Below are 25842 nucleotides of genomic sequence, written 5' to 3' on the forward strand. Positions count from 1 at the left end.
GAACCGATACGATGAACAGTGGTAAGAAAACAAAAAATATAAGGAGCTTATTCCTTTCCAACCATTTTGAATACTTTACCGTGGCATCCTGATAGCGGATTGTGATTATAACTATGCTTATTACAAAAGGAATAGAGCCGATCATCGCAATTATAAAACCCAAATCCCCATAATAATTCCTACCGCCGTATTTGATACTAGAGACAAAAATCAATAAGAACGACATTATAGTCGCTATAAAAGATAATATTATAAATATATTTGATAAAGTCCTGTATTTCATGTTCATTTCCACTTTGTATTCTCAGGTTCATGTGTTTCAGAAATTCTGATTCCACTCATGGCTATACAATAAGTTCAGTTAGGGGCATTGATTTCTTGCAATAATCCAGATGAAACTACTTGGTGTGGTATCTTTTATGTCATTTTCAATTTTTGGGCATCTCGGTACGTGCGACCCCTCGGAATAATCCCGATTTACACAGATTAATTTCAGTGACCCCCAATTGGTCAGAAGCTTTGCTATTGCACTTCAGTTGCTCGACCACAACCTTGCGCTGCAGCATATGAAATGGTCTAAAATGGAGTCCAGAAAACGAAGGTTTATCAACCGCTTAAATCTGTAAGGTTTGCGTGCCTGCTAATCAAACGGTGAGGAGCGGACGAAGCTGCATGTGAGTACGGCGACGCCAATCGCTTGGGGTCGTACCCGTCCAGTGCAGGAAGGCCCGGCTGAAATGGGCCGCATCCGCATAGCCGAGTTCGACGCCGATCCGACCAATCGGCAGCGTTTCGTCTGACAGGAGCACCTTCGCCCGGCGGATCAGCACGGTGCGCTGAAGGTCGGCATACCGCCTACCAGTCTCCTCCAGGCGGCGCTGCAGCGTCCTGCGCGTGAGGCCGAGACGGCCGGCGATGCCATCGATGGTGGGGCGGGCCCCATCCAGCCCGAGTTCGATCAGGTGCGTGACGCAGGCCACAAGGTCCTCGCCGATCGGCTCGTCCTCAGCCGCCTGCGCCTGGGTCGGATCAAAGCGTTTCGGGTTCCCGGCCTCGAGATGGTCGGCGGGGAAGACCAGGCCGGCCCGAGCCCCAAGAACTATCTCGCAGCCGAGCAGCGCCTCGATCCTGGGACGTTCCGCCAAATGCGCGCCCGTTACCACGGCTCGCTCCGGCCGCCATGCGGGGCCGAGGAAATGGCGCACCGTACCGAGCAGGTAGCCGAGCGCGAGGATCTCGTTCGCTTGACGGCCGCTGTCGATCCGCTCGGCCACGGCGTAGCCGTAGAACGCGCTCCGATCCTGTCGGCGCAGCCCTGTCCAGGTCGCGGTCTGAAGGAGAAGCGGGGTGACGATCTCGACACGTGCAAGGGCGGCCCCGAGTGTGGCGGCAGACTGAACCTGTTGGCCGATAGGCCCCAGTCCGGTGATCCCGGTGCGCATTGAGAGCCGGGCCGGTAGGGCCGGGTCGCCGATCTCGCGCATGGCCGCATCGACGAGCCGGAGCTGATCACGCAGCAGGATCAGGCGGTCAGGCGTGTCGAGAAGCGTCAGCGGTATTCCGGCCCGGCCGAACACCCGCGCGACCGAGCCACCCGCCGCCGTGATGGCCTCCGCGATCGGTCCCATGGTGCGTGCCCGGGTCAGACCGTATGCCGGCATGAGCGTCTCCCCACTGCAGGGTCGGTGCATTGGCACCGAATGGCAAGGACACGTGCTGCAATCCGCTTAAGCCTGGATCTGCCCGCGGGGCACAGTCGCGGTGGGATGCTCTCAGGCGTCCTGCGCGTCGGCACGGAGAGGACCCATCAGGAGCACGCCATGGCAAGGCTCGCATTCGATGATCGCAACATCGTCTGGCGGACGGTCGAGGGCTTCGATCACGCCGCCTATCATATCCTGAGTGTCGATGAGGATGCCCGGATCGTCGACCTGCTGTTCAAGTTCGCCGCAAACGAGCGGATCGCGCTGCATCGCCATGCAGCGGCCTACCGGACCCTCGTCCTGCAGGGCGAGTTGCGGATTTACCGGCCGAACGGGGAGCTGAAAGAGGTTCGACCGGTCGGAAGCTATGTCGCGGGCAAAGCCGGAGGCGAGCCTCATACTGAAGGCGGCGGCGACCAGGACGTGATCGTCTACTTCACGAACCGCGATATCGACGGCCCCGTCTACGAGATCCTCAACGAGCACCACCAGGTCGTAGCGACCTTCGGGATCCCGGAGTTCAAGGCGCTCTACGAGGCACAGTCGTCATGCCCCGCCTGATCCTTGCGAACCGCCCGCGCCTGAACCCGATCGATCGACGCGCGCGGATGAGGCCCATTGCGGAGGCTTGGGTCTCGAATGCGCACCGATTGGTGTGGGTCGGCGCGCTCGCGCTTCACCTGATGGCACTCGGAATGTCCCAGGCCGACGCGGCAGAAGCGCAGCCGGTCCGGCTGGCAGTGTTGCCGATCAAGCTCCTCGACACCTCGGGCGAGCCGGTCGACCAATCGCGGCAGCATGCGGAACGGATGCAGCGCCTTGCCAAGGATCTGGCGTCCGATCTCACTCGCTCGGGACGATACCAAGCGAAGCTGCTGCCTGCCGAGCGCCTGCTGAAGGACTGCCCCGCTGGTGACGCTCAGTGCCTGCTGCGGGCATCCCGGGCGCAGGGAGCCGAGTTGGTTCTCGTTGGCGTCGTGCACAAGAGCAGTACGCTGATCCTGCAGCTCTGGGCCCGACTCGTGGATGCCCGCACCGGCCGGGATGTCTTCTCACGCGATCTCAACTTCCGCGGCGATACCGACGAGGCGTGGCAGCGAGCTGAAGCATTCCTTGTCGCTCAGATCCGTGACGCCAGCGCGGAAGAGCCGGCAGGCGACTTGGGCCGCCGCCCCTGAAGGCGACTGGCGCAACTGGTATGTGGGCGACCGCTCGTCAAAGATCTCCTTCGTTCTGGCCCAGCCCTGGCTGCAGGTTTTTGCGAAGCACCATGTTAACTGCGTGCTGCTACATAGCTGATTATGAAGCGCTTCGTCTTCGGTGTATTGGTTTGGCTTTGTGGCGCAATCTTACTGCTTTACGTGAGCCTCCTGGTGATTGATCGCCTTGGAGATGGTCGTCGCTTGATTGGCGTTGTATTTGAGGACAATTGGCGCTTTACAGTGCCAGGCCTCGCTTTCGTAGCCATTGGCTACCACATCATGTCGCGCGTGCGGTTCTAAGGATAACACCATGCTTACACCGGCGAGGTAAGGTGGCCGCTTTCGACCGAGGCTGTGTGAAAACGCGGAGGCGGCGGAAGAATTTTCTCTCGACCTCCCTGGGCAGCGCTGGAACAGGCGTTCCAATGGCATCTGAGCCTCCATGCAAGATGTCTGGATGCCTACCGCGCAGAAGATTGTTCCACGTTTTCGGAACGGCCCAGCGTTTTCACACAGCTTCCACCCCCTGCAGACATTCGACCCGCCCTCGCCGAAGGTCCGGATGGGGTGGAAAGCTGCCGTTCAAAATTTTCCCGCTGAACGACCGCTTCGCGCTTTTTTCGGAAGCGTCGTTCCACTCTCCCGCGGAGGGATGCGCTGGCCCCTCGCTCGTATTTTGCAGCGATCCTTGCACAAGCGCGCGGAAGCGACCGCGCTACCGCCCCACCGCCAGGAACCGCTCCGCCGTCCGCAGCGCCAGCGCCATGATCGTCAGGGCCGGGTTCGCGGCGAGCGAACTCGGGAAGGTCGAGCCGTCGCTGATCCAGAACGTCGCAGCTCAGAGCATATCTCGAGGTTCGTCTGATTGCCATTCGAATGATCTTCGAGACGAGGCATTAACCTGCGTTGGAACTTCATTCGCAATTCCGACGATAGATCGCGATAAAAACCAAAAAAACCGTCGGAACGCATGCTAGACGTATGGCCAAGTCCTAAGCTTGTCCACATCCTCACATCATCAAGGCGATCCGGACTTGACTCGACGTCGCCGGTAGGTGGGATCGGCGCGTTTAAAGGTGCCAATAAGACGCTGCCAGTCGACCTTGCGCAATATGCATGCTGAGCTCGAAACGAACGTTTCGAGCGGCATATCAAGCCGTTTCGACATAAGAGCTACCGCCGCGTGGGGATCTCTGCAGTCGAGACAGCTATGCCCATAGCCAGGAACTCGAACTAAAAGCTTTCGTCGATTTTCGAGCCTTGCACCAGTTTTCCGCCAACTTTGCCGATTGAACATGCATTCGCTCGACACCTCTGAGAAGGCCGGACTTTCCAAAACAGGACGAAGATTTCGGCTGATCCAGCGACTGAAAACGATCTTCATCTTGCAATCCGTAATCATCGTTGCAGCTTTCGCAACTCTACCGACCGCCTTCGCCTATCTGGCTTTTCCCTACGGGTTCGAGGTCGCATGGTTGACCGTATTCATCTGCTGCAGGCTCTTTGCCAGCCTCCTGCGAAAGCATCGGGCCAACGTCATCGGAGGCCTGCTTGCGGGTGCGGCCGTTGTCGCGTCGATCTCGGTGCACCTTTTCTCCGTCGGCGAGCAGCAAGCGATTGAAGCGGCCAGCTCGTGGTCGTTGCTGGCTCAGTTGACGAACATGCAGCAGTTTCTGATCGAGCGATCTGGAAGCATGTCTGTCTATATGAATACAATTATTTGCTTCGCGGCGCCGGTTTTCCTGTCTCTTCTGTTTTGGGATTATAGCCGAAGTGCGAATCGCGAGACCTATCCGATCAAGGCGACGGTGGCTTACAAGCGCGAGTATTGGATAGGGTTCGGAGCTCTCGGGCTGTACATGAGCATGCAGAAGCTTAACCACATGGTCTATCCATTCTATCGCCAGACGACGCCCGAACAAGCAATCGCGATACAGCGCAAGTACGCCTCACTGCTCAATGCCAGTTTCGACAGCTGGGCGGTGGTAGGACTGGTCGCGGGAGCGACGCTTTGTTCCATCATGCTCACCGGCTGGGTCCAGCTCATCGAATCCTTCTTGCGGCGAACGCCACGGTAATCAGGGATCCGAACCCAAGGTGTGAGAAAAACGACCGTTTTACTTACATACGAGATCGCTGCTCGCGACCCGTTGCAGACATCCGTGCACTCTGCGAACACCTCCCGTATGAGCCAGCTTGCCGCCATGTACGAAGCGTTCTCCGGCCTGACCTGTCAGGTTATCCGGCGAGAGTTCGATTGGCTGCTCTACTTCGACGAAGCCCGGGCGGTGGTGCTCACCGCACCGTGGCGGATCGTCTCCGAGGGTCGTATCGCATTCGCAGACCAGGACGACGGCCAAAAGTTTGGCCACCCCGAGCCTATTGCGGGTGAGGCCAAAGCAAACGGCCTGATCGGCGGGCGGGTGGTGACGGCGATCACGGTCGAACCGATCAGTTCTGACTTGACGATCACCTTCAAGGGAGGGGTCACCCTCGAACTCTTCAATGGTTCGGCCGGCTACGAGGCTTGGCAGGCGGACTTTCCCTCAAAATACGGAAATCAGGTCGCGATCGGCCTGGGAGGAGGTGGAGTTTCGATGGTCAGCAGATGACTGCTTTCCACCGAGGCTGTGTGAAAACGCAATAGCGGTAGAAGGATCTCCCCTCGAAAGCCCTGCGCAGCACTAGGATAGGCACGCTGGAGGCATCCACACCGCTATCCAAGATGCTCGGATGTCTGCCACGTAGATGATTATTCTGAAATCGCGGAGCGCTCCTGCGTTTTCACACAGCCTGCACCCTGAGTGGGCATCAGAACTCATTCAGACTGAGGCGCTGCTTCTCACGCCGAACGGGTGATTGCGGGTCTAGGGCAAGTATATTGCCGATCCACGCAACCAACGCCGGGACGACCGCGCGTTCGAACCTGTCCCGCGCGGCCTGTGCCTGTTCGGCTGGCACCGAGCCGATGCGGACGTACAGGCGCTCATGTGGGACGTTCGGGTTCGGCGGCCAAAAGTCGGCACTGAAGATCTTGCCCGGGCCGCGGACCAGATGTGTGTCGATGCTGACATGCGCAGTTTTGAGCGCTGCCTCCATAATCGATGGCTTCAGCGGGTAGCTTTGCCCGCGAGGCAGCTTGGCCGTTTCCGAGTTCATCGACCTGCCATGCTCCAACTCCGCAATGTCAGTTCCCCAGCCCATTGAAGCTCTCAGCGCTCGACAGCAATCACTCCCGACCGACTACCCACAGCAACGGGGCGAGGACCGCGCCGGTCGAACAGCGTCCACGCTGGGTCGCCTTCCGCCGTCATGAACGATGCCACGTGCAGATCGCCCGCCAGCGACAGAACCACCTCCTGTAGGCGGCCGAACATCGATAGGTTTTGGACCGTGCGGCCGAGGAGGTGCGCAAAGGTCGGGGGCCATAGGTCCTCGTCGCTCCAACTGCCACAGACGATGGACCTTCCGTCCTCAATTCGCCAACTCCACTCGATCATCAGACCGATCTCCCCCTGTGGCTCACCGGGGGAGCCGTCGCGGCGCGTTGTTGATGTCAGCGCGCCTAGCTCAACGAGCAGCGCCGAACCATGCCCACGCCAGACGTGTGCCACGGCCAACCCACAGGCCGCCGCGCGGAAGTGTTCGATCCAGTCGGTCATGTGGGCGATCATGTTCGGCTCACCGACCGACTCTGACACCGCGAACGTCTACTGACCATCCTGAACGTCTTCTGGTTGCGCGATCATGCGTGTGAAAAACGAACGTTTTCCTGATATGTCTTGGTAGCCGCTTATGACCCTTCTCATGCCTACGATGTATGGATCGTTCTCTATCCTCTTGCGGCGCTGCGGAATGCGACAGAGAGGGTAGTCAGGGCATCTCGGGGTTGAGCTTCTGTCAGCCTCGAGTGGATGAAGATCGGCAGGCGGGGCATTGTCGCTTGAACGGACATCCTAAGGCTCTGTGTTGGTATCGTCGGTAGCTTCAAGACTATCCTGTATTCTGCAGGTTGGCTGGCCACGAGATAAGTCACTGATCCGCTGCCAATCGCCTGCCGATGGGCAATCTCGTAAAATCAATGTCTGACCGTCCTCTGAAAACGCATAAATACACTGCTGCGCGTGCCCATAATTGTCGCGCAGCGCCAGCCGCTCCCCTGTCACTCGCCAGCGCTCGCAGAAGTCCCATCCGTCGCCAGCATCCATTGTGCTGCCATAGATTGCTCGCCCGTGATGAAAACACCGGGTGGTTTGCGAGGCCGGCCACGGTGATCCTTTGACTGGCGCTCGTCTAACGTTCCAGCATCCGTAGAACAGACGCGCGACCCGATAAGTGGGTGCTGCCTTCAACTCTGACGGCTGCGCGAAACTCGATGACGCTAGCATGCTTGTGAGGAGAGGGATCAGGGCCATCAAGATCGCATGGCGGTCCAAGGTATTCTCCATAAGGCCTTATCCAGGCTGCACTGCTCAGCGTTGCTACGGCAGAAGCGGCGTACCGTAAATTGTCGTCAACGCAGATTGTAGATTTGTATGAAAAACGAACGTTTAAGTGACAGTGGAGCAGATCCCCTCCCCGGCCCGGTCAAACGTGGCCTTTTCTGTCACCTAAATATGTAACCGTTTCTATTGTCACAAATACGCTTCTGTGCGAATATCGTAACATGTTGATCGGCTACGCGCGTGTCTCGACCGAGGACCAGAACCTGGACCTGCAGCGCGATGCCCTGAAGGCCGCCGGTTGCACCCGGATCTTCGAGGAGAAGGAGAGCGGTCGCGCTGGCACCAAGCGACCGGCGCTTGAGGCCGCCCTCGACTTCCTGCGGGCCGAGGACCAGCTGGTGGTCTGGAAGATTGACCGCCTCGGCCGCTCCCTCCGCGAAATGCTCGATACCGCCCACATGCTACAGGAGCGCGGGGTCAAGCTGCGTTCCCTGACCGAGCAGGTGGACACCGAGACTGCTACCGGGCGGATGATGTTCAACTTCCTCGGCACGATCGCCGAGTACTTCCTCGATCTGAACCGCGAGCGCACCTTGGCCGGCCTCAAGGCGGCGGTGGCGCGGGGCCGCAAAGGCGGCCGACCGCGCAAATTTACCGACGCTGATCTGGAGGCAGGCCGCGCGATGCTCGCCGCCGGCACCATTCCGGTCGCCGAGATCGCCAAGCGCCTCGGTGTCAGCCGCAAGACCTTCTATCTCTACTTCCCGCAGGCCCGGGCGCGCAGCCAGGCGCAGGCGAAGGGCTGACGCGATGCCGATCCGCCCGGAAAACCGCTTCTTCTACCCGATCGACTGGGCGCAGCTGTCCGATGTGATCCGCTTCGGACGGGCGAAGGGCTGCTGCGAGGGCTGCGGCCGGCCGCATGGGCAGCTGGTCTTCCATCTGGGTGACGGACGTTGGTGGGATGCCGCCGCTCGGACCTGGCGCAGCGGCAAGGGGCGCCCGCTCAAGCTGGCGCCACTGGAATGCCTGCCCGCCGGCACGGTGATCGAGACCACGCGCGTTTACCTGGCCTGCGCCCACCTCGACCATGATCCGGGCAACAACGATCCGAAGAACCTCAAGGCGCTCTGTCAGCGCTGCCACATCCTGCACGACCGCACCGAACACCTGCGCCAGCGCTGGTTCACCTATCGGCAGCGGAAAGCGCTCGGCGACCTGTTCCTTGGCCCATATCCTTTCCGGTACGAATAACGATCCGAGTGGTTTTGATGGTCAAAGCGACAACGCCGAAGGTAGCTAAACCGGCCAAGAACAAAGATGATGTTGAGCGCCTTCCGCCAACGCCGCAGACATTGAAGAAGCTGTTTGCGTACAGCGGCAATCAATGTGCGTTTCCGGATTGCACTAATCAGCTGGTCGATCCTTCGGGAACCCTGCTTGGCAAGGTTGCGCATATCTGTGCAGCGGAAAAGGGCGGCCCACGATTTGATGGAAATATGACGAACGAGCAGCGGCGAGCGTTCGACAATCTGGTTATTTTCTGCGGAAAACATCATGACATTGTCGACGACAAAGCCAATGTTCCGACTTACCCGCCGGACAAGTTAAAAGGTTACAAGAAATCTCACGAGGACCGTTTCCGCAGAGCCGAGCGGCAACTTCTCGATCAGTACAATGACGCGACTCAGGCGATCCAGCCCACCTACCCCAAGACGCTGGCGCGCCTGGGTGCGGTATTCAATGAGCCGGCCCTTGTCGGCAGCCCTGATCACATCAGTGATTTGGTCGATTTCATTGACCGGTTGAAAGAGTTGCCGCTCGACGTTAGGGAGTTTGCGCTCAAGCTTGCCGAACGTATGCGCCGAAACAATGTCGATGAGCTTCTGGTTCAGGAGGTAATCCGCGTTTTCAGCATCGGCCAGGCCAAGCTTAATGACATCATGAAAATCATGGAACGTGCAGGTCTTGGCGATATCGACGATGGCAAAGAATTCAGAACTTACGTCGTCACCCTGCGGGAAAAGAAGTGGGGTGGGAGTGCCTGGTTTGAGATCCTGGAATTTTGCGGAAAAACTGGGGTGACGCCTGATAAGTTTATCTTTGACCTACGGTTTGATCTCTACGATCAATAGGGAGTCTGCACGACAGTCCCGGAAATCTGTAAAATCGTAAATCCGCTTTTCTGGGTTCTGGCGCACAAAAAAGCCGCCGGGCGGTTGCGCCTCGGCGGCTTTGCGGGAAAACGGTCCAGAAAAAGCTTGCCCCGGCGGTATGCTAGGCAGGGACCGACCGGGGGATACGTGTTAAGTTATGGAGCAACCGACCGAAAAATTCAAGTGAAATTCGCCTTGCGTGCCTACCTTCGCTGACGTTCTCTCCACCGATCGCTTCGCCACCTACCGCCAATGGGCCAACGGCGACGACGCCCTGGCGCTCCGGCTCTACACCTTCAACGTCCAGCTCTCAGCGGCGCTCTACGGCCCGCTGCACATGCTCGAGGTGGCGCTGCGCAACAGAGCTGATGCCCACCTAACCACGGTGTACGGACCAGACTGGCTCGACGATCCGGCTGCCCTCCCCGGTCGTTACCAGCAGGAGTGCGTCTCCAAGGCTCGCGCCACGTTGGTACGCGAGCGGAAGGCTGCCAATCACGGGCAGATGGTTGCCGAGCTGACCTTCGGGTTCTGGAGCTCCCTGTTCGGCCACGACGCCACGCATCTGTGGCAGCACCTGCGCCCGATCTTCCAGGCCAAAGGGATCCAGCGCGGCCTGATCGCAGGCCAGCTGCGGGACCTCCGGCATCTCCGCAACCGGGTTGCGCATTACGAGCCAATCCTGGCCCAGCCTCTTGCTCAGCGCTACGGCAACCTGACCACCCTCACGGGCTGGCTCTCGCCGACCGCTGCGGCCTGGATTGCGCAGACGTCGACCTGGGGTGCCCTCTATCCCGCCGTGCCGGTGCTGGTGCCGGATGCTGCTGGTGACCTTCACGTCGAGCCGGCGGTCATTCCCTTCCTGCCCGCCTGAAATCCGTAAATACGATTTTCCTGTTTTGCAGTACTTGGCTCAGTTCTGATGCCGTGTGGCCAGCCGGCCGTGCCGGCGTCAGAGCACGCTACGCTCTGCGGCCCTGACCCCGTCCCGGCCGCCCGGCGTCGGGCTGCCAGCGGGGCAAAGCCCCGAACTGATCAGCAGGGCTGATCCGCTTCGACGGAAACACGATTTTACGACAAACTGGTGTGGCCGTGGACCGGACAGCAACCCGTTCCCGGTGGCGGCCGACGACCGGAGCCATCATCAGCGTCGGTGCGGTTGCGGGTGAAGCCATGACCGTCCCGTACCCGGCAGGGCCTAATCGGGTCCGGTAAGGTGCCCTCCCCACTACGAACGCCGGCAGCTGCGGCGGCGCTGTGAGTAGGCGGGGCAGCGGGCTTCTCCCGGTCGGCCAGCCGCTCCCCTGCGGCCAGGCGGTGCGGGAGATGCGCCAGGGGCTGTCCCGGTCAAGCGGCGGCCCGCTCCGTTCGCGTGCGCTCCCGTGTGGCCGATGGTCACCACCGCTTGAGCACATCGCCGCCTTTCCGGAAATCCGCTTTTACGATTTTGCGTTTATATGCTGCTGTCAGGTTCGCCTCGCACCGATCCTCATAACCAAGCAGAAACAAGTGGACCCGGCTCATCCCCGGGCCGAGCTGATGCGGAACCAGGCCCCACGGGTACGGCCGCCAGCATTCCAATGGAACCCTGCTTCGGCGGTCTGTCCGCGATGGTTATCCCCGCTTCCGTGCGCCGCCTTGAGGGCGGCGCTGCCGCGTCGGCTTAGCGGAAATACGATTATGCGACTGTGCGACTTTCCAGAAATGTGCCCTTCCGGTCACAGCTGTTGCGCACAGCGTTAACTAACCGTTGGCAGAGTCGTGTTTGTGTGAAATCGTGGACCTACAGAAGCGGGTTTGCAGAAAATCGTAAATCCGACAACACGCAAATCCAGAAAGGCGGCGCATGATCATCGGGGTGCTCAACCAGAAAGGCGGGGTCGGTAAGACGACCATCGCCACCAACCTGGCGGCGGTCATCGCCAAGGCCGGCTACCGCGTGCTGCTGGTCGACGCCGACCCGCAGGGCAGCTCGATGGCCTGGTCGTCGGTGCGTGAGTCCGAGCCGCTGTTCCCGGTGATCAGCATGGCCAAGCCGACCCTGCACCGCGACCTGCCGGAGATTGCAGCCGACTACGACGTGGTGATCATCGACGGGGCTCCCCGTGTGAACGATCTTGGCCGTGCAGCGATCCTGGCCAGCGATGTGGTGCTGATGCCGGTCCAGCCATCGCCCTACGATGTCTGGGCTTCGGCCGACACGGTGCAGCTGGTCAAGGAAGCCCAGCAGTTTAAGGAAAACATCAAACCCGTTTTTGTGGTGAACCGCAAAATCGTAAATACGGCGATTGGGCGCGACGTGCATAATGCCTTGTCCCAGTTCGACTTTCCGATCCTGCCGGTGGAGATCTGCCAGCGCGTCGGCTTCGCTGAAAGCGCCAGTCAGGGCCTCGCTGTGATCGAGACCGATCCCAAGAGCGACGCCGCGCAGGAGATCAGCCAGCTGGCCGCGCAGCTCGTCGATATGAAAGCCAAACCTAAGACCAAGAAGGAAAGGAAGGCCGCATGAGCAAGGGAGCCAAGCAGGTCTCGTTCAAGGTGCCTGCGTCCAAACTGGCGCCGGCTGCTGACGCCTGGATCGCCAACCGTGGTGCCGAGCCCGCTGCCACAGATCGGGAAGGGGGCTCCGTGACCGCCCTCAAGGCTGTTGAAGCCGCGCCGGTCCCGGAGCCGAAGGAGAAGATGTCCCGCTTCACCATCGACGTGCCGGAGAGCCTGCACCGCCGCGTGAAGATGCAGTGCGCCGCCCGCGGCCAGAAAATGGCCGACATGATGCGCGACCTGCTCGAGCGCGAGTTTCCGGCGTCGTAAAACCGCTAATGCAGAACTCCGCTTTTACGACTTTCCGGAAATCCTGGTGTGAGTGATTCCGTTCGCCTCGACCTGATGCCCCTCGACGCGTTCGGGGCTCTGGGGCTGCACGAGAAAAACGCCTATCTGCAGGAGCTGGCGGACACGTTCTGCGCCAAGACCGGTCGCGAGCCGCTGCCGCTCAGCAAGGATGCCCTGAGCCGCCTCCGGCGCTTCTACAGCCGGCGCAGCCTGGCCGATCTCAAGGTCGGACCGGAGCCCACCGACGCCATCGACATCGCCCTCAAGGCCCTCGGCGACGCGGTCAAGCTCAACGAGCGCCACCCCGACATCGTCGGGGCCCTGGTGTCCGAGCTGCCGGCCCCTGTGCTGCGTGACGCCCCTGAGGGAGACTCGCAGCTCTCCTTCTTCGTGCCGAGCATCTACGACGCGCCCCTCAAGGATGACGTCAACCTGATGGACGTCGCGCCATTCTCCCTTGGCAAGGCCAAGCGGGGAGGGGAAATCCGCTACGAGCTCAAGGACTGCATCATCACGATCGACGGCAGTGCCTCAGCCGGCCTCGCCACCGTGTTCGACTACGACATCTTCCTGCACATGGTCACTAGCCTCGCCGAGGAAGCCCGGCGCTACCGCCTGGAGCAGGAAAAGGGGCTCCGGACCGAGATCCCAGCGCGGGTTTACCGTCCCAGCTCGTCGCACATCCTGAAGTTCTGCCGACGCAGCTCTGGTGGGAAGCAGTACAAGGACCTGGAGGCCGCTCTGGACCGCCTGCAGGGCACCCGGATCAAGATCGTCAACCTGACCAGCGGCAACCGCCGCGAGGTGGTGGCGATGCCGCTGATCCAGACGTTCAAGGTGATCAGCAAGACCACCACCGGGAACATCGACCAGGTCGAGATCGGCATCCCGGACTGGGTCTACAACGGCGTGGTGCGTGAGAAGGGTAACCCGCAGATCCTGACCCTTAACCCGGAGTACTTCCTGATCACCCAGGGCATCGGGCGGTTCATCTACCGCCTGGCCCGGCGGGCCGCCGGCAAAAGCGGCATCGCTCGGTATGGTCTCAAGGAGCTGCACAAGCGCAGCGGGTCCACCCAGGGCCTGCCGCAGTTCGCGTTCCAGGTGCGCCAGTTCGTCAGCAGCACACGCATGTTCCCGTTCCCCGACTACGACCTCGAACTGGTCCCGGGCAAACGCGAGGAGGTCCTCGTTATGCGGGAGCGGAAGCCTGACGCGGCTGATGTTCCTTTGGGCAGCGGCGCCGGCACGCCGGAGCTGCCCCTGGCCTGAAGCCGTTTTTGTCAGCCGTTTTTGTCAAAACCGTACATCGCCAACTAGGCCGTTTAGGACCCGAAAGCCTTGCTGGCCCTGTGGATAAGTTCTGTCAGAGGCGTACATCACCAATCCAAAACCGTACTTCACCAATGACATCCCGTACATCACCAATGACAAGCCGTACATCACCAATTTCAGTGCCGTACATCACCAATCGCGTTAACCGACAAGCTGTTGATAAACCGACATGTTTTTTGTCAGCCGGTCGAGTCGGAAAAGCCTAAAACTATTTAAAACCTAGAAAACTAGCTAAAACGCTACGCCAGTGGATAACACAGCGCTTGCTCTCTTAACGATTTCGGCGCAGCCAACTCCCGAATCAGGCTAAGCCCCTTCGGCAAAGATCGCGCAGAAAAGAACCCCGCCCCTTTTTGGCTTTGCCAAAAACCCGCTCCCCCACCCTAAACGGAAGCCGCCGTAGGCGGCTGACTCCAGAATGGGTCCGCCTAACGGCGGACAAGAAGGGCTGCCGGGGGTGTGGGCGGCAGAACGACCTCAGCGGCTCCTGGAGAGGTTTTGGGCGGCTTAACCGATAGAGGACAGGCTAGACGCCCAAAACGGCCGCTACAGCCTTCCTGAGAGGCTTTGTCCCGCGCAAGGCGCGGGGAGGATGACGGTGCGGTCGCTGAGCGACCGCTGACCTAGCCAGCCGAGGGGTAAGTCTGCGTGTCCGATCCACATGGCGCGGGCCCGAAGGTGGGCTGGTCTGGCAGACTGAATTGTCAAAACCGTACATCACCAATCCTACCGGCTTGGTAGCGCATGGTAGAAACGGCCGCTCGATCAACGGTAACGATCGTGTTTCCGCAAAATCGTATTTATGTTTCTGCGGCAATACGATTTTGTGTGTCGTGTCTAGGCGTCGCTGAGCAGCCCGAGGGACCGCGGGTCCTCCACGCCGCCGTAGTAGCGGGCGAGGGCTTCCTTGAACGTCGGGTCCGCTGGATCCGCACGTCCGAACAGCGTCATGCTCGAGCGAAACTTCATGTCATCGGGGGAGCCGAACACCTGATGCGCAGTCCGGCCGGTGACCGCGTTGACCGCCGCCGTACAGGTGCGCAGGCGGTCGCCTAAAACCGGGTGACGCAGGTAGGCCCGCGCTTCATCCAGCCCGCTGATTGCGTAGTGCTGGGCCATCGCGCTCATGCCGAGTGCAGATCGAGAGCACGGCTCCGCGGCGGGCACCCCTGCCAATCACCGAAACCGGCTATCTGTCGTGGTTCACCGCGCCGGCGCTGGTGCAGGAGAGTGGCAGGCCAATCGCCTTCGTCCTGCAGTGGCTGGACGCCGAGGCCTCTGGACCGGCATGGGCGCAGGCCGAAACCGACCGGCAGCAACTCAGCCTGTTCAGCTGAGTCCGGAGGTTTGCGACGCTAGTCGCAGCCCTCCACCGCCTACTCTACTGAAGATGTCAAGTCTGGAAGCGGAGCGTCGAAATTGATTTCATCCACGTTGATAATAATATCTGTATCATTGGTGAAATTTCCAAGGTTGGCGGCGGCATCATATTTGTTGTTGAGGCGAGCAAGTGGGTGATTAAAGTAGTGTTCATCAAGTACTTTAACCATGCTATTGGATGGTAAACGTGCCGCATATTGTCTAACGGATGAGCCATCCTTCCAGCCAAGCCCGTATTTTCTTGTTTTTTTCGCATGATTTTGAAGGAATGCCATGGCGTCATCATCAAAAGACGAGGTGGTCCAGAACTCGAAGTGAAAATTGGAATTTTTGTAGTAATCCTGTGGCCGAAGGGTGCTGTAAATAAGGGGGACCTTCTCTTTGGCCCATTTCTCGACTTCAACCAGCTTCACCTTATTTCCTGCATGATATCCCTTGCACTCGTAGGCGTACACGTCCCCGACCGCACGTCTCCTGAGAACATCGATTTCGGCTCTCTGGCCGTTTGACGAATTCCGGACGATGTATCCAATCTCGATTGAGCCCTCCTCAACCACCTTCACGCAGTGGCCGACGATCAACTCAAAAAGAGGACCGCGCAGATTGCCCGCCGCTCCTTCGATTGCTGCCAGCTTTGAGAAAATCTCGGTAATGGCTTCAGGGTTTGTCGCAGCGACTGCACCTGCGTTGTTCAAAACTTTCAGAAGCGTGGCGATACCGCGTGCCACCTCGTCGCCGAACAATGTCGCTGGAGTCCCCATAAGTACCCCGTGAGCTCGGCCGAGCCGAAAGGCTTCAAGGGCAAACTGATCGGCGACGAGCATAGGTAGAACAGGCGCCAAGTTCCGTAGATGCTTTGTCATCTGCACCTTTCGCACGAAAGCTGCGACTGCTGGTTCGCCGATTTCTCTACCTGCGACGATCACATCGCAAACAAGGAAGCCTGGTTGAAGCTTCTTCTTGCTGTCATACCGAGCCATGGGACTGAGATAGCAAGGACCAGAGAGGTCCCAACTAAAAGTCCCGACAGCCGGGTTTCTTGATGTATCACCCCGAACCTGGATTTTGTCATAGCTCGCCAAGCCAAGCTTTCTGGCCCAGTTTTTGACTGCTAAAAGCAGGACTTTTTCTGTGATAAGCCTTGAGCGTAATTCAGCATCAGTGGAAATCAGATCAGTGGCTAAGCGATTAATCTGGACGCACGGGCCTATGCCTTCTACATCGACTACAACAAGTAGCTTAATTCCAGTCAACCGCTTAAGGATTTCGCCGGCAGGTATATGCCTCTTCTGCAGATTGGGGGATCCGCTTAGGATCGGGAAGTGACTGAGTGGCGCAATTCCGCCCCGGGCAATTAGGGCGTTGACTGCAGGTGCATATGCAGATCCTGCTTTAGATAAATTTGCTAATAGCGCATTCCAATACTTCTGCGTGTTGAAGTGATCCGCATGATAAATGAACCTGACCTTGTGGGAGAACACGAGGCCGGCTAGTTTCCTTACCGATCCGCTTGCTCGAGAAACCTTCTGGCGGGCAGCGTCCGGCGATAGGCCGTGCCCCTCAAGAACCTTGCAGAGATGCGAAGTGAGGCAGGGGCCTTCGGTCTTAAGGATCTGTTCGATTGAGATGCTGGTCATAGAGATCGGCGGTGTCACAGAGCGCTATTTATAACACATTCTTTATCACGCGGTCCTCGCTTTTGATGGAAACTTTTATCGTTTGCTATCAATGGCTTGCGCGGGATGTTTTTGCCGATTTCGGCTTGTAGTGTCACAATACCGATTTCTGAACCGATTGGCATGGCCTCTTTCGTGCAGCTATCCCAAGAAGATCCGGGCCCGTGATCACCCATAAAGAAGGAACAGTCTCCCGGCTGGCCCCTGCGTCGCTCCCGCGATATCCCGCCTTACTCGGCGGCAGTCATCCCGGGTGACCGGGATCACCGACGCCGATGTGGCCGGCAAGCGCATCGACGATGCGCGTCGCAGGCGAGAGCATGACCGGTGCCGGTTTCTTTCCTGGTGACATCGCCGTGGTGGATCGCGCCAAGCCGGTCAAATCCGGCTGCATCGTCGTCGCCTGCCTCAACGGCGAGTTCACTCTGAAACGCTACCTGCTGAAGCGCGGCAAGGTCGTGCTGCACCCCGAAAACCCAGCTTTTCCTGACCTCACCGTGCCTGAAAGCGCCGAGTTCGAGGTCTGGGGCGTCGTCACCTGTTCCGTCCGGATGCTGTAGCCATGAGCCTGCAACCTTACGGCGGGGCTACTCCCGAGAAACACGCCAAGTTCATGATCGCCCTCACCCTGACAGGGGCACGGAGTTGCGGACAAAAACCGGTCAAGGCTCTCAACGATCTGCGCACTGAAATCCTTGCTGAGGGTCGCTTCGATGAGCACGACCTAGCCCTGCTGAAAGAGGTTGATGCGCGGGTTGGACGGCTGGTGGCTGAACGCTGGCAGTGGGTTTGAGCCATGGGCGGCCCGGTTGCCCTGGTGGATTGCAACAACTTTTACGCCTCGTGCGAGCGGCTGTTTCAGCTGGGGTTGCGCGGCAAGCCCGTTGTCGTGCTGTCGAATAACGATGGCTGCGTGATCGCCCGCAGCAATGAGGCCAAAGCCCTCGGCATTGCCATGGGCGACGCCTGGCACCTTCGTCGCGCCGAGTTCGAGCGATGGGGCGTGTGCAGGTTCGCAGCTCCAACTACACCCTCTATGGCGGCCTCTCCGCCCGCGTCAGGCGCGTGCTGTCCGACTTCACGCCGGATCTGGAGGTCTACTCGATCGACGAAGCGTTTCTGGGCCTATCCGGCTTTGCCGATCCGGAAGGTCATGCCCGTCGGGCGCGGGCCGATGTCGCCCGCCGTGTGGGCATCCCGGTGTGCGTCGGGATCAGCACCACCAAAACTCTCGCGAAGGTGGCGAACCGCACCGCCAAGAAAGATCCCGCCAGCGGGGGTGTCTGCTACCTTCCCAATGACGAGGCGCAGACGGCCGCCCTGGCGAAGATGGACCTCAGTGACGTGTGGGGTGTCGGGCACCGCTTGGTGCATGGCCTGGCAAAGATCGGGATCACCACCCCTTTGCAGCTGCGCGACGCCGACCCCACGATGATCCGCCAGCGGTTCAACGTGGTCCTTCAGCGGACTGTCCTGGAGCTGCAGGGGACACCCTGCCCGGACCTCGAACAGGACACTCCGGACAGCAAAACGATTTGCTGCAGCCGAAGTTTCGGGAAGGCGGTAGAAGGATTTTTCGAGCTGGCTGAGGCGTTGACCGCCTACACCTCCTATGCCTCCCAGAAGATGCGCGCACAGGGCCTCGCCACGGCCGCCGTGACCGTGATGGTGACGACCAACCGGCACAAGCCCGAGGACGCCCAGTACTACGCGACCAAGCATGTGCGGCTGACAATCGGCACCACCGACACCGGCCGGCTGATCCGGGCCACCTTGTGGGGGCTGCGCGGGATCTATCGCCCTGGGTTCCGCTACAAGAAATGCGGCATCCTGCTCCTCGATCTGCACCCTGCCGGCCAGGTGCCGGACCGTCTGTTCCTCCGGCCGGACAGGCCCGAACGGGTGCGCCTGATGGAGAGTGTGGACCGGCTGAACGCCCGCTACGGGCGGGACCGGGTGCGGTTTGCCTGCAGCGGTCAGGACGGGCTGTGGAAGCTCAAGGCAGAGTTCCTATCCCAGCGCTACACCACGCAATGGGGCGAACTGCTAACTGTTTAGGGAACCTCAAGGTGCAGTGATTCACCTTAGCGTGTTGCAACGAAACACGAGTCAAGTGGGAGAAGCTGGGATAGTGTCAGACCCAACATGGGGGTGTAACGTCCGGAATGAGTACTGAAAAAACACAGGCTGCGGCCGGAGCACGTATCAAACGTCTTTCAATAGAGCGATACAGGGGGTTGGATAAACTTACTTGGTATCCTGGCGCCAATGTAAATTTAATAATTGGCGGCGGAGATGTCGGAAAAACTACGATTTTGGACGCCATCAGCCTCTTATTCAGTCCAATCTCGTCGACGACAATTTCTGATGTTGACTATAGAAATCGGGAGACGGAAAACGGCTTCGAGATCGAGGCGGTGATCTCGTTACCCGATGATGAAGTAAATCATCTTAGTAAAATGGTCTGGCCTTGGGTCTGGGATGGCAAGGAACTTAAGCAGCCCGCGTTAGACGATGAGCCGTCCGCTCAGGAACCTGCAATTCAGCACGTTTACTGTGTTCGCGTTAGGGGAACGCCGGATCTAGATTTGATATACGAAATCTGTAATCCGGACGAAACATATGAGACTTTCACTGCGGGGTTGCGCCGCAAGATAGGCCTTGTCAAATTGTCCGGTGAGGAAAGAAATGATCGTGACCTCAGGCTTGTACAAGGCTCAGCCCTAGATGCGTTACTTTCAGATAAAGGGTTGCGAGGACGGCTTGGGCAACAGTTTGCCGGTCAGGACGTTCAAGAGCATCTCAAGGTTGATGCCAAAGAGGCACTACAAAAGCTCGATAAAAGTTTCCTAAAAGAAGTTCTGCCTTCAGGCCTAGGATTGGGGCTCGTCGGGGGATACGGCTTCTCTATTGGGTCACTAATTGGCCTAACTGCAATCAAGGGCGAAGTATCATTACCGGTCTCCAGTTGGGGTGCTGGAACTCGAAGGCTGGCATCTCTTACGGTTGCTGGAGCTATGCAGACTGGAGCTCCTTTTGTCGTTATCGATGAGCTGGAAAGAGGCCTTGAGCCTTATCGTCAGCGCGGTTTGGTCAAATTATTATTTTCAAAGTCCTCTCAGGTATTTCTTACAACTCATAGCTCGACCGTCCTAAGCGAGGCAGCAGAAGCAACGCTTTGGTATGTTGATGCAAGTGGTCATATTGGAGAGTTGCCAAAGCAAAAAATATCCTCGCATCAAGCAAAAGACCCCGAGGCATTCCTTGCTCGTCTCACGATCGTCGGCGAGGGGATTACAGAGGTTGGATTTGCGGCAGAGTTAATAGAGCGTAGTCTGAACGGTAAATTGGGTGATTATGGCATCTGGATCACAGATGCTGGCGGCAATGACGCAGCGCTAGAGCTTTTAGAAGCATTTGCTCAGGGGCACTTAAAATTTGGCGGGCTGGTCGATTACGAAGGGCGCTTTCCCGAGCGTTGGAAGAAGGTCGGACTAGGGATTGGTTCGCTAATTCTGCAGTGGAAAGAGGGGTGCTTGGAGAAAAATATCATTGAATTAATTGACGACGAATGCCTAGAAAAGCTGATTGAGGATCCGGAAGCCGAGAAAACGGGTGATCGCCTTCGTACATTAGCAGACAGGCTGGGCATTCATCAGAAAGATTTTCAATCTATTCGACATAAAGCTGGGGGTAATCTGAAGCAGCTGATAATTGACGCCGCTACGGGTGCGGTTCCAGCTGATGTTCCCGATGGCGACAAAAAAGCTTTTAAGAAGCACTCTACTCGATGGTTTAAATCCAATGCAGGCGGAAGAGAATTGGCCCGTAAAATTTTTAGTCTGAAGATTTGGCCCGATCTGAAACCACAGTTGCTGCCTTTCTTGAATTCAATCCGTGAGAACGTTGGTCTTAAGCACATCAAGGATATTCAGCTATGAGCGATGATGAGGTCTACCGATCTCTTCGCTCGACAAGGCAGCTTGTTGTGATCGACGCAGCTGCTGGATGTGGGAAGACGTATCAAGCTGCCCAGTATGCCTATGACGTGGCCGCTGTCCTTAACCCAGGCCGCCTGTTAATTCTGACGCATACACATGCTGCGTGTAGCGTGTTTGCAGAACGTGTCCATGGCCTGCAAGGTCGCGTGGAGATAAGAACTATAGATGGATTGATCTGCCAAATTGCTACGGCTTACCACATCGCACTAAATCTGCCACGCGATCCGAGTATATGGGCGCGAGCAATCCCCGGTGGATTTGCTCTTCTGGCGGACAAAGTAGTTTCATTATTAGGCGCTGCACCGTTTATAGCTAGGGCCCTCTCTAGTCGCTATCCGGTTATTGTCTGTGATGAGCATCAAGACTCTAGCCCATCGCAGCACGCAATTGTAATGTCTCTCCATGCCGCCGGGTCGAAAATCCGGGTTTTTGGTGATCCAATGCAAAGGATTTTTCGGTCCAAAAAGCTCCGTGAGAAGGCCGCTCAAGACAGACACTGGCCAGATCTGATTGCGTCAGCCGATGAAATGAAGAAACTTCATACGCCGCACCGTTGGCGTTCCGGATCACAATCTCTTGGAGAGTGGATACTGGAAGCACGGGACTGCCTTGAGCAAGGCGGCGTTGTCAACCTTCAGGGAAGGCACCCTGCAGGACTAAAGGTTATCTTTGCCAATAATCAAGCCCGCAGCAGAAGCGGCTATCAGCTGAAATCCAGAGATAGAGCGCCGATCGATCGGATTGTACGGAACTCACAATCCTTAATGGTCCTATCGTCACAAAACGAATCTGTAAGAAGTCTAAGAGCATTCTTCTATCGGCAACTTCCAATTTGGGAGGGCCATACTCGTGACGCACTAGAGCAATTGGTTGTTGATATAAAAAGTGGATCTGGTGACCCACGGTTGATGGCCGAGGCGTTGCTTGCCTTCATGGCGGATACTTCAAGAGGTTTTTCCATATCGTCTCATGGATCAATATTGCTCAGCGAGGTTACTGACAGATGCTCAAAGAAACGTTCAGGAAAACCTGCTGCGGTCCAGCGTATGGCAAAGATTTTATTAGACAGACCCGACCATGTTGGCGTCAGTCAGGTTTTGAGGTTACTTCATGAGATGATATCCGGCGAACCCGGTTTTCAGGATGTGAAAATTGATCTTCACAGAGAATTTTGGGAAGCGATAAAACTTGGAGATTTTGTTGATTTGGATGCCGGACTTGCGGAGCTAACAAGACGGCGCACATACCTACGCCCGAAGCCGCAGGAGCAAACGATTAGTACTGTTCATAAAGCCAAAGGCTTGGAGAGTCACAGTGTAATGGTCGTTCCTTGCGATCAGGACCATTTCGGAGATAGCGATGGGCATCGATGCCTGCTTTATGTTGCTTTAAGCAGGGCATGTTCGTCACTAACGCTTGTTGTCCCTCTGGATCGACCAAGCCCTCTTTTGAAGCTTTGACTACGATCAGATCGACGCTCAAAACTGAAAACGGCGCAGGGTTCGAAGACCGCTGCGCCGCTGCATCGGGCCGCTGAGGGGCGATAGCGGCTTAAGTCGAGCATGCTCCATCAACGTAGCCGCAGATGTGCGTCACGACACGTTACTCACAGCTTGTCGGGGTGTGGGTGCCCCGCGCCTAGGAGACTGTGATGATGTCTGCGCATGGGAGCGCAGACATCATCACAAGTTCTGCCGCATATCGCGCAAGATCATATATGCCATCATGATTGCCGTAAGGCAGTAGACAGCAACATCTCCCGCAGCATGTGCATGGAAGCCAAAAATACTAACGTCGAACGATGATGATCCGGTCATGGACTATCTCCCACGCCGGGCATGCAAGATCGCCCGGCGTTGTTGCGCCGTGGCGATCTCTGCTGACGAGGTCCCTGAACCACCTCGCCTCGAAGCAGGTTTGTCAACTGCTCCTCAGAAACCGTTCTTGCCGGACTGACACCCCCCGGCTTCGGGGTCCCGCTTGCAACTAAAAATCGGCTTAGGCCTGCGGTCGGCCTTTTCCCATGTTGCAGGGACGGTTGCTTGGGCAGCGGGTTAGGGAGCTGACGGCGAACCGGCCTTGAATATGAGAAGCTAGGCGGTAGCGTTCAAGAACCCACCTGCAAAAAATTTCTGATGCGGTCCCGCCGAAAAATCGGTCAAAATCATATGTGCAAAAAACGACGGTTTCTTGGACACCCCACGAGCGCCTGCTGTCGAGCTGCTGGCGCCGCGGTGGAACTGTTCACCGCATGCGCCGGCTCACGGCCCGCTCACACCGTGGATCATCACGGACGGCGGCGACATCCTCGCTCCCAACTGGATCCCCGCATACACCGCGATGGCGCTGCCATGAGTACGATCGACCCTCGTCGTGACGATGCTCAATTCAGCAGCCAAGCTACCGGTCGCCATACAATCACCCCGCGCAACAGACGGCGGCCGAGAAGCGCTGCGAGCCCGGCCCCGAGCATCAGCCAAGCCGGACCCCAAGCGATGAGCCAATCGCGCAGGTTCAGGTAAAGCACCTCGGGGACCCCACCGACCGGCGCGACTGACCCCTCCGTCCACAGTGGGAGCTCGCAGTACCGCCGCTTCGAGGCGGCATCCAGCTTGAGCTGTGCCGGGTTACAGGACTGGTTGATCTGGCCGCGCAGGTCGGGATTGGCCGCTACTAGGGCGAGCCACGCCCCGGCGTCCGCCCGCTGGGTCAAGCCGGCCCACTTCGCATCCAGGCCTTGCGTATCCCCGCGTCCGAGCCAGTAGCCCGCGCCGCCGCATAGGAAGGCACAGACTAGGACGAGCGCTGCCGCCCAGACGCCAGCCTCGCGCATACGGGTCCGCTCGATCCGGGTGAGATGCGCCGCCGCAGCCTCGGCAACCGCCGCACCAGTGCGCTCGGCCAACGCCGCGTGAGCTGCTTCGACCCGAACGCTGGCAGCGTCGGCGACCGGGCCGACCGCACGGGCCGCGGCCTGCTCGACACGTTCGGGTACGGTATCGAGCGCTGCCGGGATGGTCCGGGCGGCCTGCTCCAGCAATCCGCCGACCGCGAGGTAGACCACGGTGGGATCGTCGGGCGTGAGGCCGATATCCATCATCCGCCGCCACGCCAGATCCCGGGTCGCCGCATCGAGGCCCAGCGCCTGGGCCGCCCGGTCGAAATTGAGCTTGGCGTCGGGATGCATCACGGGTCGGCCTTCGCCCCTCAGAGGCCGAGTAGCGGGCGTAGGGGCTCGAAGGCGACTGCCGACTCGCGCAGGTAGCGCGCCACGTGCGAGCGCTCGGCGATAGTCAGGCGCGGCGCGTCGGCGGCAACCCTAAACGGCAGGGCGTCGGCGTCGATCTTGGCGAAGGTTCCGGGCGGTAGCGCCGGTAAGCTGATCTCCAGGCCGCCTAGCTCGTCCAGCAGGCGGCGGCGGACCTTGCCGCCGTGGCTCTCGCCGCGTCCGTCGACGTAGCCGTGCCAGAACGGAAAATCCGACGTCGACTTCCCCCAGCGCGTGTTACGGATCGCGACGTGATCGGCCCTGTCGCCGGCGAGTTCGAGCCAGCGAGCGACAGACTGGGTGGCGGCGACCTCGGCAGAGATCAGGTGCAGGACGATGAGGCGGTAGCCTTGGCCTGTGAATGCCGCGAGCAGATCGTCGAGGCCCTCACCCATGTCGGAGATGCGGGCAAGGTCGGCGAGGTTGCCGCCAGCGAGGTCGTGGACGATCAGCGGCTCGCCCGAGGCGACGCAGTTGAGCAGGGTGGGGCGCTCGTCGTCGGCGCGGATGTTGTAGTACCCCACCCCGGCCGCCGGATCCTGCTCCGCCAGGAGCTCGCCATCCGGGTTGCGGCTGCCCAAGACGCGCAGGAGCGCGCCGACGCCGCCGTCAGCATCGTAGGCGGCGACGCGGGTGCCGCCCGCGCGCAGGTGCTCGATCAGGGTGCGGGCGGTGACGCTCTTACCGACGCCGCCCTTCTCCGAGGTGATCAGGACGACGCGCTTCTGCCGCGAAGCGGCCGGCGTGCGCGTCTGCTGTGCCCGTGCCATGGTGTCTTTCCGATCCCTGCCGATCCAGCGCTCGAGCCCTCTTCCGGGCCCTACAGGTCCTTGGTGCTCAGCCGATGCCCGACCGTCCGTGCGGCGGAGGCGCACCCACCCACCGGCAGCGGCTCGCGCGCGGTTGCCACCGGCTGCACCTGAGCGGGCGCCGGAGAGGTCGTGGTGGATAGGTGTGCGACGGCCTTGACGCGTCGTCGCCCGGGCTTGTGGCCGGCGAGCTCGCGCGTGGCGCTCTGGACGTACTGGCGCAGCGTCCCGATGCTTAGCCTGACCCCCATCCGGGCGAGCATCTCCTGGATCTCGGCGTCGGTCCGGCGCTTGGTCTTGAGCGCCCTGATCTCCGGTAGCACGGCCTTGACCGAGGCGTAGCCCGAGGGCTTGCGGCTCGGAGTGAGCCGGACCTGCTCGCGCAGGAAGGCGCGCAGCTCGTCGTGGGGATCGGGTTCGGCGGCCTCGGTCATTACCCTCGCACCTGTCATAGGTCCGGTCGCCGGGGCCTTCGCCTCTTCAAAGACGACGACCGTGCTCACACAGAGCTACGAACCGCTTCAGTCTGTGATCCCAAATAGCTGTCATGATACTGCTGCCGCGCTTGCGCTATCGATAGCATCGTCATGCCTGTGGATAAGTGCGGGCTTACCAAGAAAATTTGAGACACATTACGCACCGATGGTGCTGGCCGGCGGCCAAGCTTGCAGCTAAGCTATTGTTTCTCTTCATACCGTTGCTGCCAGGAGCCCGCGCATGGCCCGCCGTCCCGTCCGTGTCGCCCTGGACGAGTCCCTCTGGGTAGCGGTCGAGGCGGCGGCCCGAGCACGCGGGATCGCGCCATACCTGTTCGTCGAGGAAGCGCTCACCGCCGCACTCGGGCCGTCCGAGACAGTGGCGCAGCTGGCCGAGCTCGCCGAGGCGGCGGGAGCAAGCGCCCGCGAGGCCCGTGCGAGCGCTGCGGAGATGCGCGACCAGATCCAGGTGATCGCGGACTTCATCGTCGACCTGTACCGAGCGGAGGCCCGGGCGAGCGATGATGCAGGTCAGGTCTAGTCCGGAGCGAGTTCCAGG

At 59.2% G+C, this 25842-nt stretch carries 25 protein-coding genes and 2 pseudogenes; 19 read left to right on the plus strand and 8 right to left on the minus strand.

The window, feature by feature from the left end; translation table 11 throughout:
* Positions 1-644 precede the first annotated feature (644 nt).
* Positions 645-1661, minus strand: a complete 1017-nt coding sequence (locus OVA30_RS00875; RefSeq protein WP_268174262.1) for an AraC family transcriptional regulator — start codon at positions 1659-1661, stop codon at positions 645-647.
* Between the two features lie 159 nt (positions 1662-1820).
* Between OVA30_RS00875 and OVA30_RS00880 the strand changes: the two genes are divergently transcribed.
* The 4 genes from OVA30_RS00880 (at position 1821) to OVA30_RS00900 (ending at position 5517) form a co-directional block, all read left to right on the plus strand.
* On the plus strand, positions 1821-2264 hold the full coding sequence (locus OVA30_RS00880; protein WP_268174263.1) for a cupin domain-containing protein: 444 nt from the start codon (positions 1821-1823) through the stop codon (positions 2262-2264).
* Entirely contained in the window at positions 2252-2881 is a 630-nt protein-coding gene (locus OVA30_RS00885) for a DUF2380 domain-containing protein (protein WP_268174264.1), read from the plus strand. The genes OVA30_RS00880 and OVA30_RS00885 overlap by 13 nt, the downstream gene beginning before the upstream one ends.
* A gap of 1319 nt (positions 2882-4200) precedes the next feature.
* A complete protein-coding gene (locus OVA30_RS00895) occupies positions 4201-4983 on the plus strand; it encodes a hypothetical protein (RefSeq protein ID WP_268174265.1) in 783 nt (260 codons plus the stop codon).
* Positions 4984-5091: 108 nt separating this feature from the next.
* Positions 5092-5517, plus strand: coding sequence for a hypothetical protein (locus OVA30_RS00900; protein ID WP_268174266.1), 426 nt, complete (start codon positions 5092-5094; stop codon positions 5515-5517).
* A gap of 199 nt (positions 5518-5716) precedes the next feature.
* Here the strand turns inward: OVA30_RS00900 and OVA30_RS00905 are convergent, their stop codons facing one another.
* Both OVA30_RS00905 and OVA30_RS00910 read right to left on the minus strand, forming a co-directional pair.
* Positions 5717-6064: a hypothetical protein gene (locus tag OVA30_RS00905; protein WP_268174267.1), complete on the minus strand. Its 348-nt coding sequence runs from the start codon at positions 6062-6064 to the stop codon at positions 5717-5719.
* A 53-nt stretch (positions 6065-6117) separates the two neighbouring features.
* Complete coding sequence (locus OVA30_RS00910) at positions 6118-6579, minus strand: hypothetical protein (protein WP_268174268.1); 462 nt, start codon at positions 6577-6579, stop codon at positions 6118-6120.
* A gap of 992 nt (positions 6580-7571) precedes the next feature.
* Here OVA30_RS00910 and OVA30_RS00915 point away from each other — a divergent pair.
* The 7 genes from OVA30_RS00915 (at position 7572) to OVA30_RS00945 (ending at position 13610) form a co-directional block, all read left to right on the plus strand.
* The gene (locus OVA30_RS00915; RefSeq protein WP_268174269.1) at positions 7572-8156 is read left to right on the plus strand and encodes a recombinase family protein; all 585 of its coding nucleotides are present in this window, start codon (positions 7572-7574) and stop codon (positions 8154-8156) included.
* Positions 8157-8160: 4 nt separating this feature from the next.
* A complete protein-coding gene (locus OVA30_RS00920; RefSeq protein WP_268174270.1) occupies positions 8161-8604 on the plus strand; it encodes a hypothetical protein in 444 nt (147 codons plus the stop codon).
* 17 nt (positions 8605-8621) lie between these two features.
* Entirely contained in the window at positions 8622-9485 is an 864-nt protein-coding gene (locus tag OVA30_RS00925; protein ID WP_268174271.1) for a hypothetical protein, read from the plus strand.
* A 220-nt stretch (positions 9486-9705) separates the two neighbouring features.
* On the plus strand, positions 9706-10380 hold the full coding sequence (locus OVA30_RS00930; RefSeq protein ID WP_268174272.1) for an Abi family protein: 675 nt from the start codon (positions 9706-9708) through the stop codon (positions 10378-10380).
* 972 nt (positions 10381-11352) lie between these two features.
* Positions 11353-12015 (plus strand): ParA family partition ATPase, encoded by a 663-nt coding sequence (gene parA, locus OVA30_RS00935; RefSeq protein ID WP_268174273.1) that lies wholly within the window; start codon positions 11353-11355, stop codon positions 12013-12015.
* Entirely contained in the window at positions 12012-12317 is a 306-nt protein-coding gene (locus OVA30_RS00940; RefSeq protein WP_268174274.1) for a hypothetical protein, read from the plus strand. The genes parA and OVA30_RS00940 overlap by 4 nt, the downstream gene beginning before the upstream one ends.
* Before the next feature lie 48 nt (positions 12318-12365).
* Positions 12366-13610, plus strand: a complete 1245-nt coding sequence (locus tag OVA30_RS00945) for a replication initiator protein A (RefSeq protein WP_268174276.1) — start codon at positions 12366-12368, stop codon at positions 13608-13610.
* Between the two features lie 900 nt (positions 13611-14510).
* On the opposite strand, the pseudogene OVA30_RS00950 reads toward OVA30_RS00945, so the two are convergent.
* Positions 14511-14813 (minus strand): annotated as a pseudogene (locus tag OVA30_RS00950) (DUF1810 family protein); the annotation flags it as partial.
* Between OVA30_RS00950 and OVA30_RS00955 the strand changes: the two are divergent.
* Complete coding sequence (locus OVA30_RS00955) at positions 14807-15010, plus strand: hypothetical protein (RefSeq protein ID WP_268174292.1); 204 nt, start codon at positions 14807-14809, stop codon at positions 15008-15010. The pseudogene OVA30_RS00950 and the gene OVA30_RS00955 overlap by 7 nt on opposite strands.
* 39 nt (positions 15011-15049) lie before the next feature.
* On the opposite strand, the gene OVA30_RS00960 is transcribed toward OVA30_RS00955, so the two are convergent.
* Positions 15050-16534, minus strand: a complete 1485-nt coding sequence (locus OVA30_RS00960; protein ID WP_268174277.1) for a hypothetical protein — start codon at positions 16532-16534, stop codon at positions 15050-15052.
* 470 nt (positions 16535-17004) lie between these two features.
* Between OVA30_RS00960 and OVA30_RS00965 the strand changes: the two genes are divergently transcribed.
* The 6 genes and pseudogenes from OVA30_RS00965 (at position 17005) to OVA30_RS00985 (ending at position 22190) form a co-directional block, all read left to right on the plus strand.
* Positions 17005-17289, plus strand: a complete 285-nt coding sequence (locus tag OVA30_RS00965; protein ID WP_268174278.1) for a LexA family protein — start codon at positions 17005-17007, stop codon at positions 17287-17289.
* Between the two features lie 2 nt (positions 17290-17291).
* Positions 17292-17522, plus strand: a complete 231-nt coding sequence (locus tag OVA30_RS00970; RefSeq protein ID WP_268174279.1) for a hypothetical protein — start codon at positions 17292-17294, stop codon at positions 17520-17522.
* A 3-nt stretch (positions 17523-17525) separates the two neighbouring features.
* Positions 17526-17639, plus strand: a pseudogene (locus OVA30_RS25990) (Y-family DNA polymerase); the annotation flags it as partial.
* An 86-nt stretch (positions 17640-17725) separates the two neighbouring features.
* Positions 17726-18787, plus strand: a complete 1062-nt coding sequence (locus tag OVA30_RS00975) for a DUF4113 domain-containing protein (protein ID WP_268174280.1) — start codon at positions 17726-17728, stop codon at positions 18785-18787.
* 107 nt (positions 18788-18894) lie between these two features.
* Positions 18895-20670 (plus strand): ATP-dependent nuclease, encoded by a 1776-nt coding sequence (locus OVA30_RS00980; RefSeq protein WP_268174281.1) that lies wholly within the window; start codon positions 18895-18897, stop codon positions 20668-20670.
* Positions 20667-22190 carry a UvrD-helicase domain-containing protein gene (locus OVA30_RS00985; RefSeq protein WP_268174282.1) on the plus strand — a complete coding sequence of 508 codons (1524 nt, stop codon included), beginning with the start codon at positions 20667-20669 and terminating at the stop codon, positions 22188-22190. Before OVA30_RS00980 ends, OVA30_RS00985 begins: the two co-directional genes overlap by 4 nt.
* A gap of 923 nt (positions 22191-23113) precedes the next feature.
* On the opposite strand, the gene OVA30_RS00990 is transcribed toward OVA30_RS00985, so the two are convergent.
* Genes OVA30_RS00990 through OVA30_RS01000 form a run of 3 tightly spaced genes read right to left on the minus strand, consistent with a single transcriptional unit; the run spans position 23114 to position 25241 of the window.
* Positions 23114-23917, minus strand: coding sequence for a hypothetical protein (locus OVA30_RS00990; protein WP_268174291.1), 804 nt, complete (start codon positions 23915-23917; stop codon positions 23114-23116).
* Positions 23918-23937: 20 nt separating this feature from the next.
* The gene (locus OVA30_RS00995) at positions 23938-24768 is read right to left on the minus strand and encodes a nucleotide-binding protein (RefSeq protein WP_268174284.1); all 831 of its coding nucleotides are present in this window, start codon (positions 24766-24768) and stop codon (positions 23938-23940) included.
* Between the two features lie 50 nt (positions 24769-24818).
* On the minus strand, positions 24819-25241 hold the full coding sequence (locus tag OVA30_RS01000; protein ID WP_268174285.1) for a hypothetical protein: 423 nt from the start codon (positions 25239-25241) through the stop codon (positions 24819-24821).
* 283 nt (positions 25242-25524) lie between these two features.
* Between OVA30_RS01000 and OVA30_RS01005 the strand changes: the two genes are divergently transcribed.
* Positions 25525-25824 carry a hypothetical protein gene (locus tag OVA30_RS01005; protein ID WP_268174286.1) on the plus strand — a complete coding sequence of 100 codons (300 nt, stop codon included), beginning with the start codon at positions 25525-25527 and terminating at the stop codon, positions 25822-25824.
* The last annotated feature ends 18 nt before the right edge of the window (positions 25825-25842 follow it).

The organism is Methylorubrum sp. SL192 (assembly GCF_026672325.1).
Lineage (GTDB): Bacteria > Pseudomonadota > Alphaproteobacteria > Rhizobiales > Beijerinckiaceae > Methylobacterium > Methylobacterium extorquens.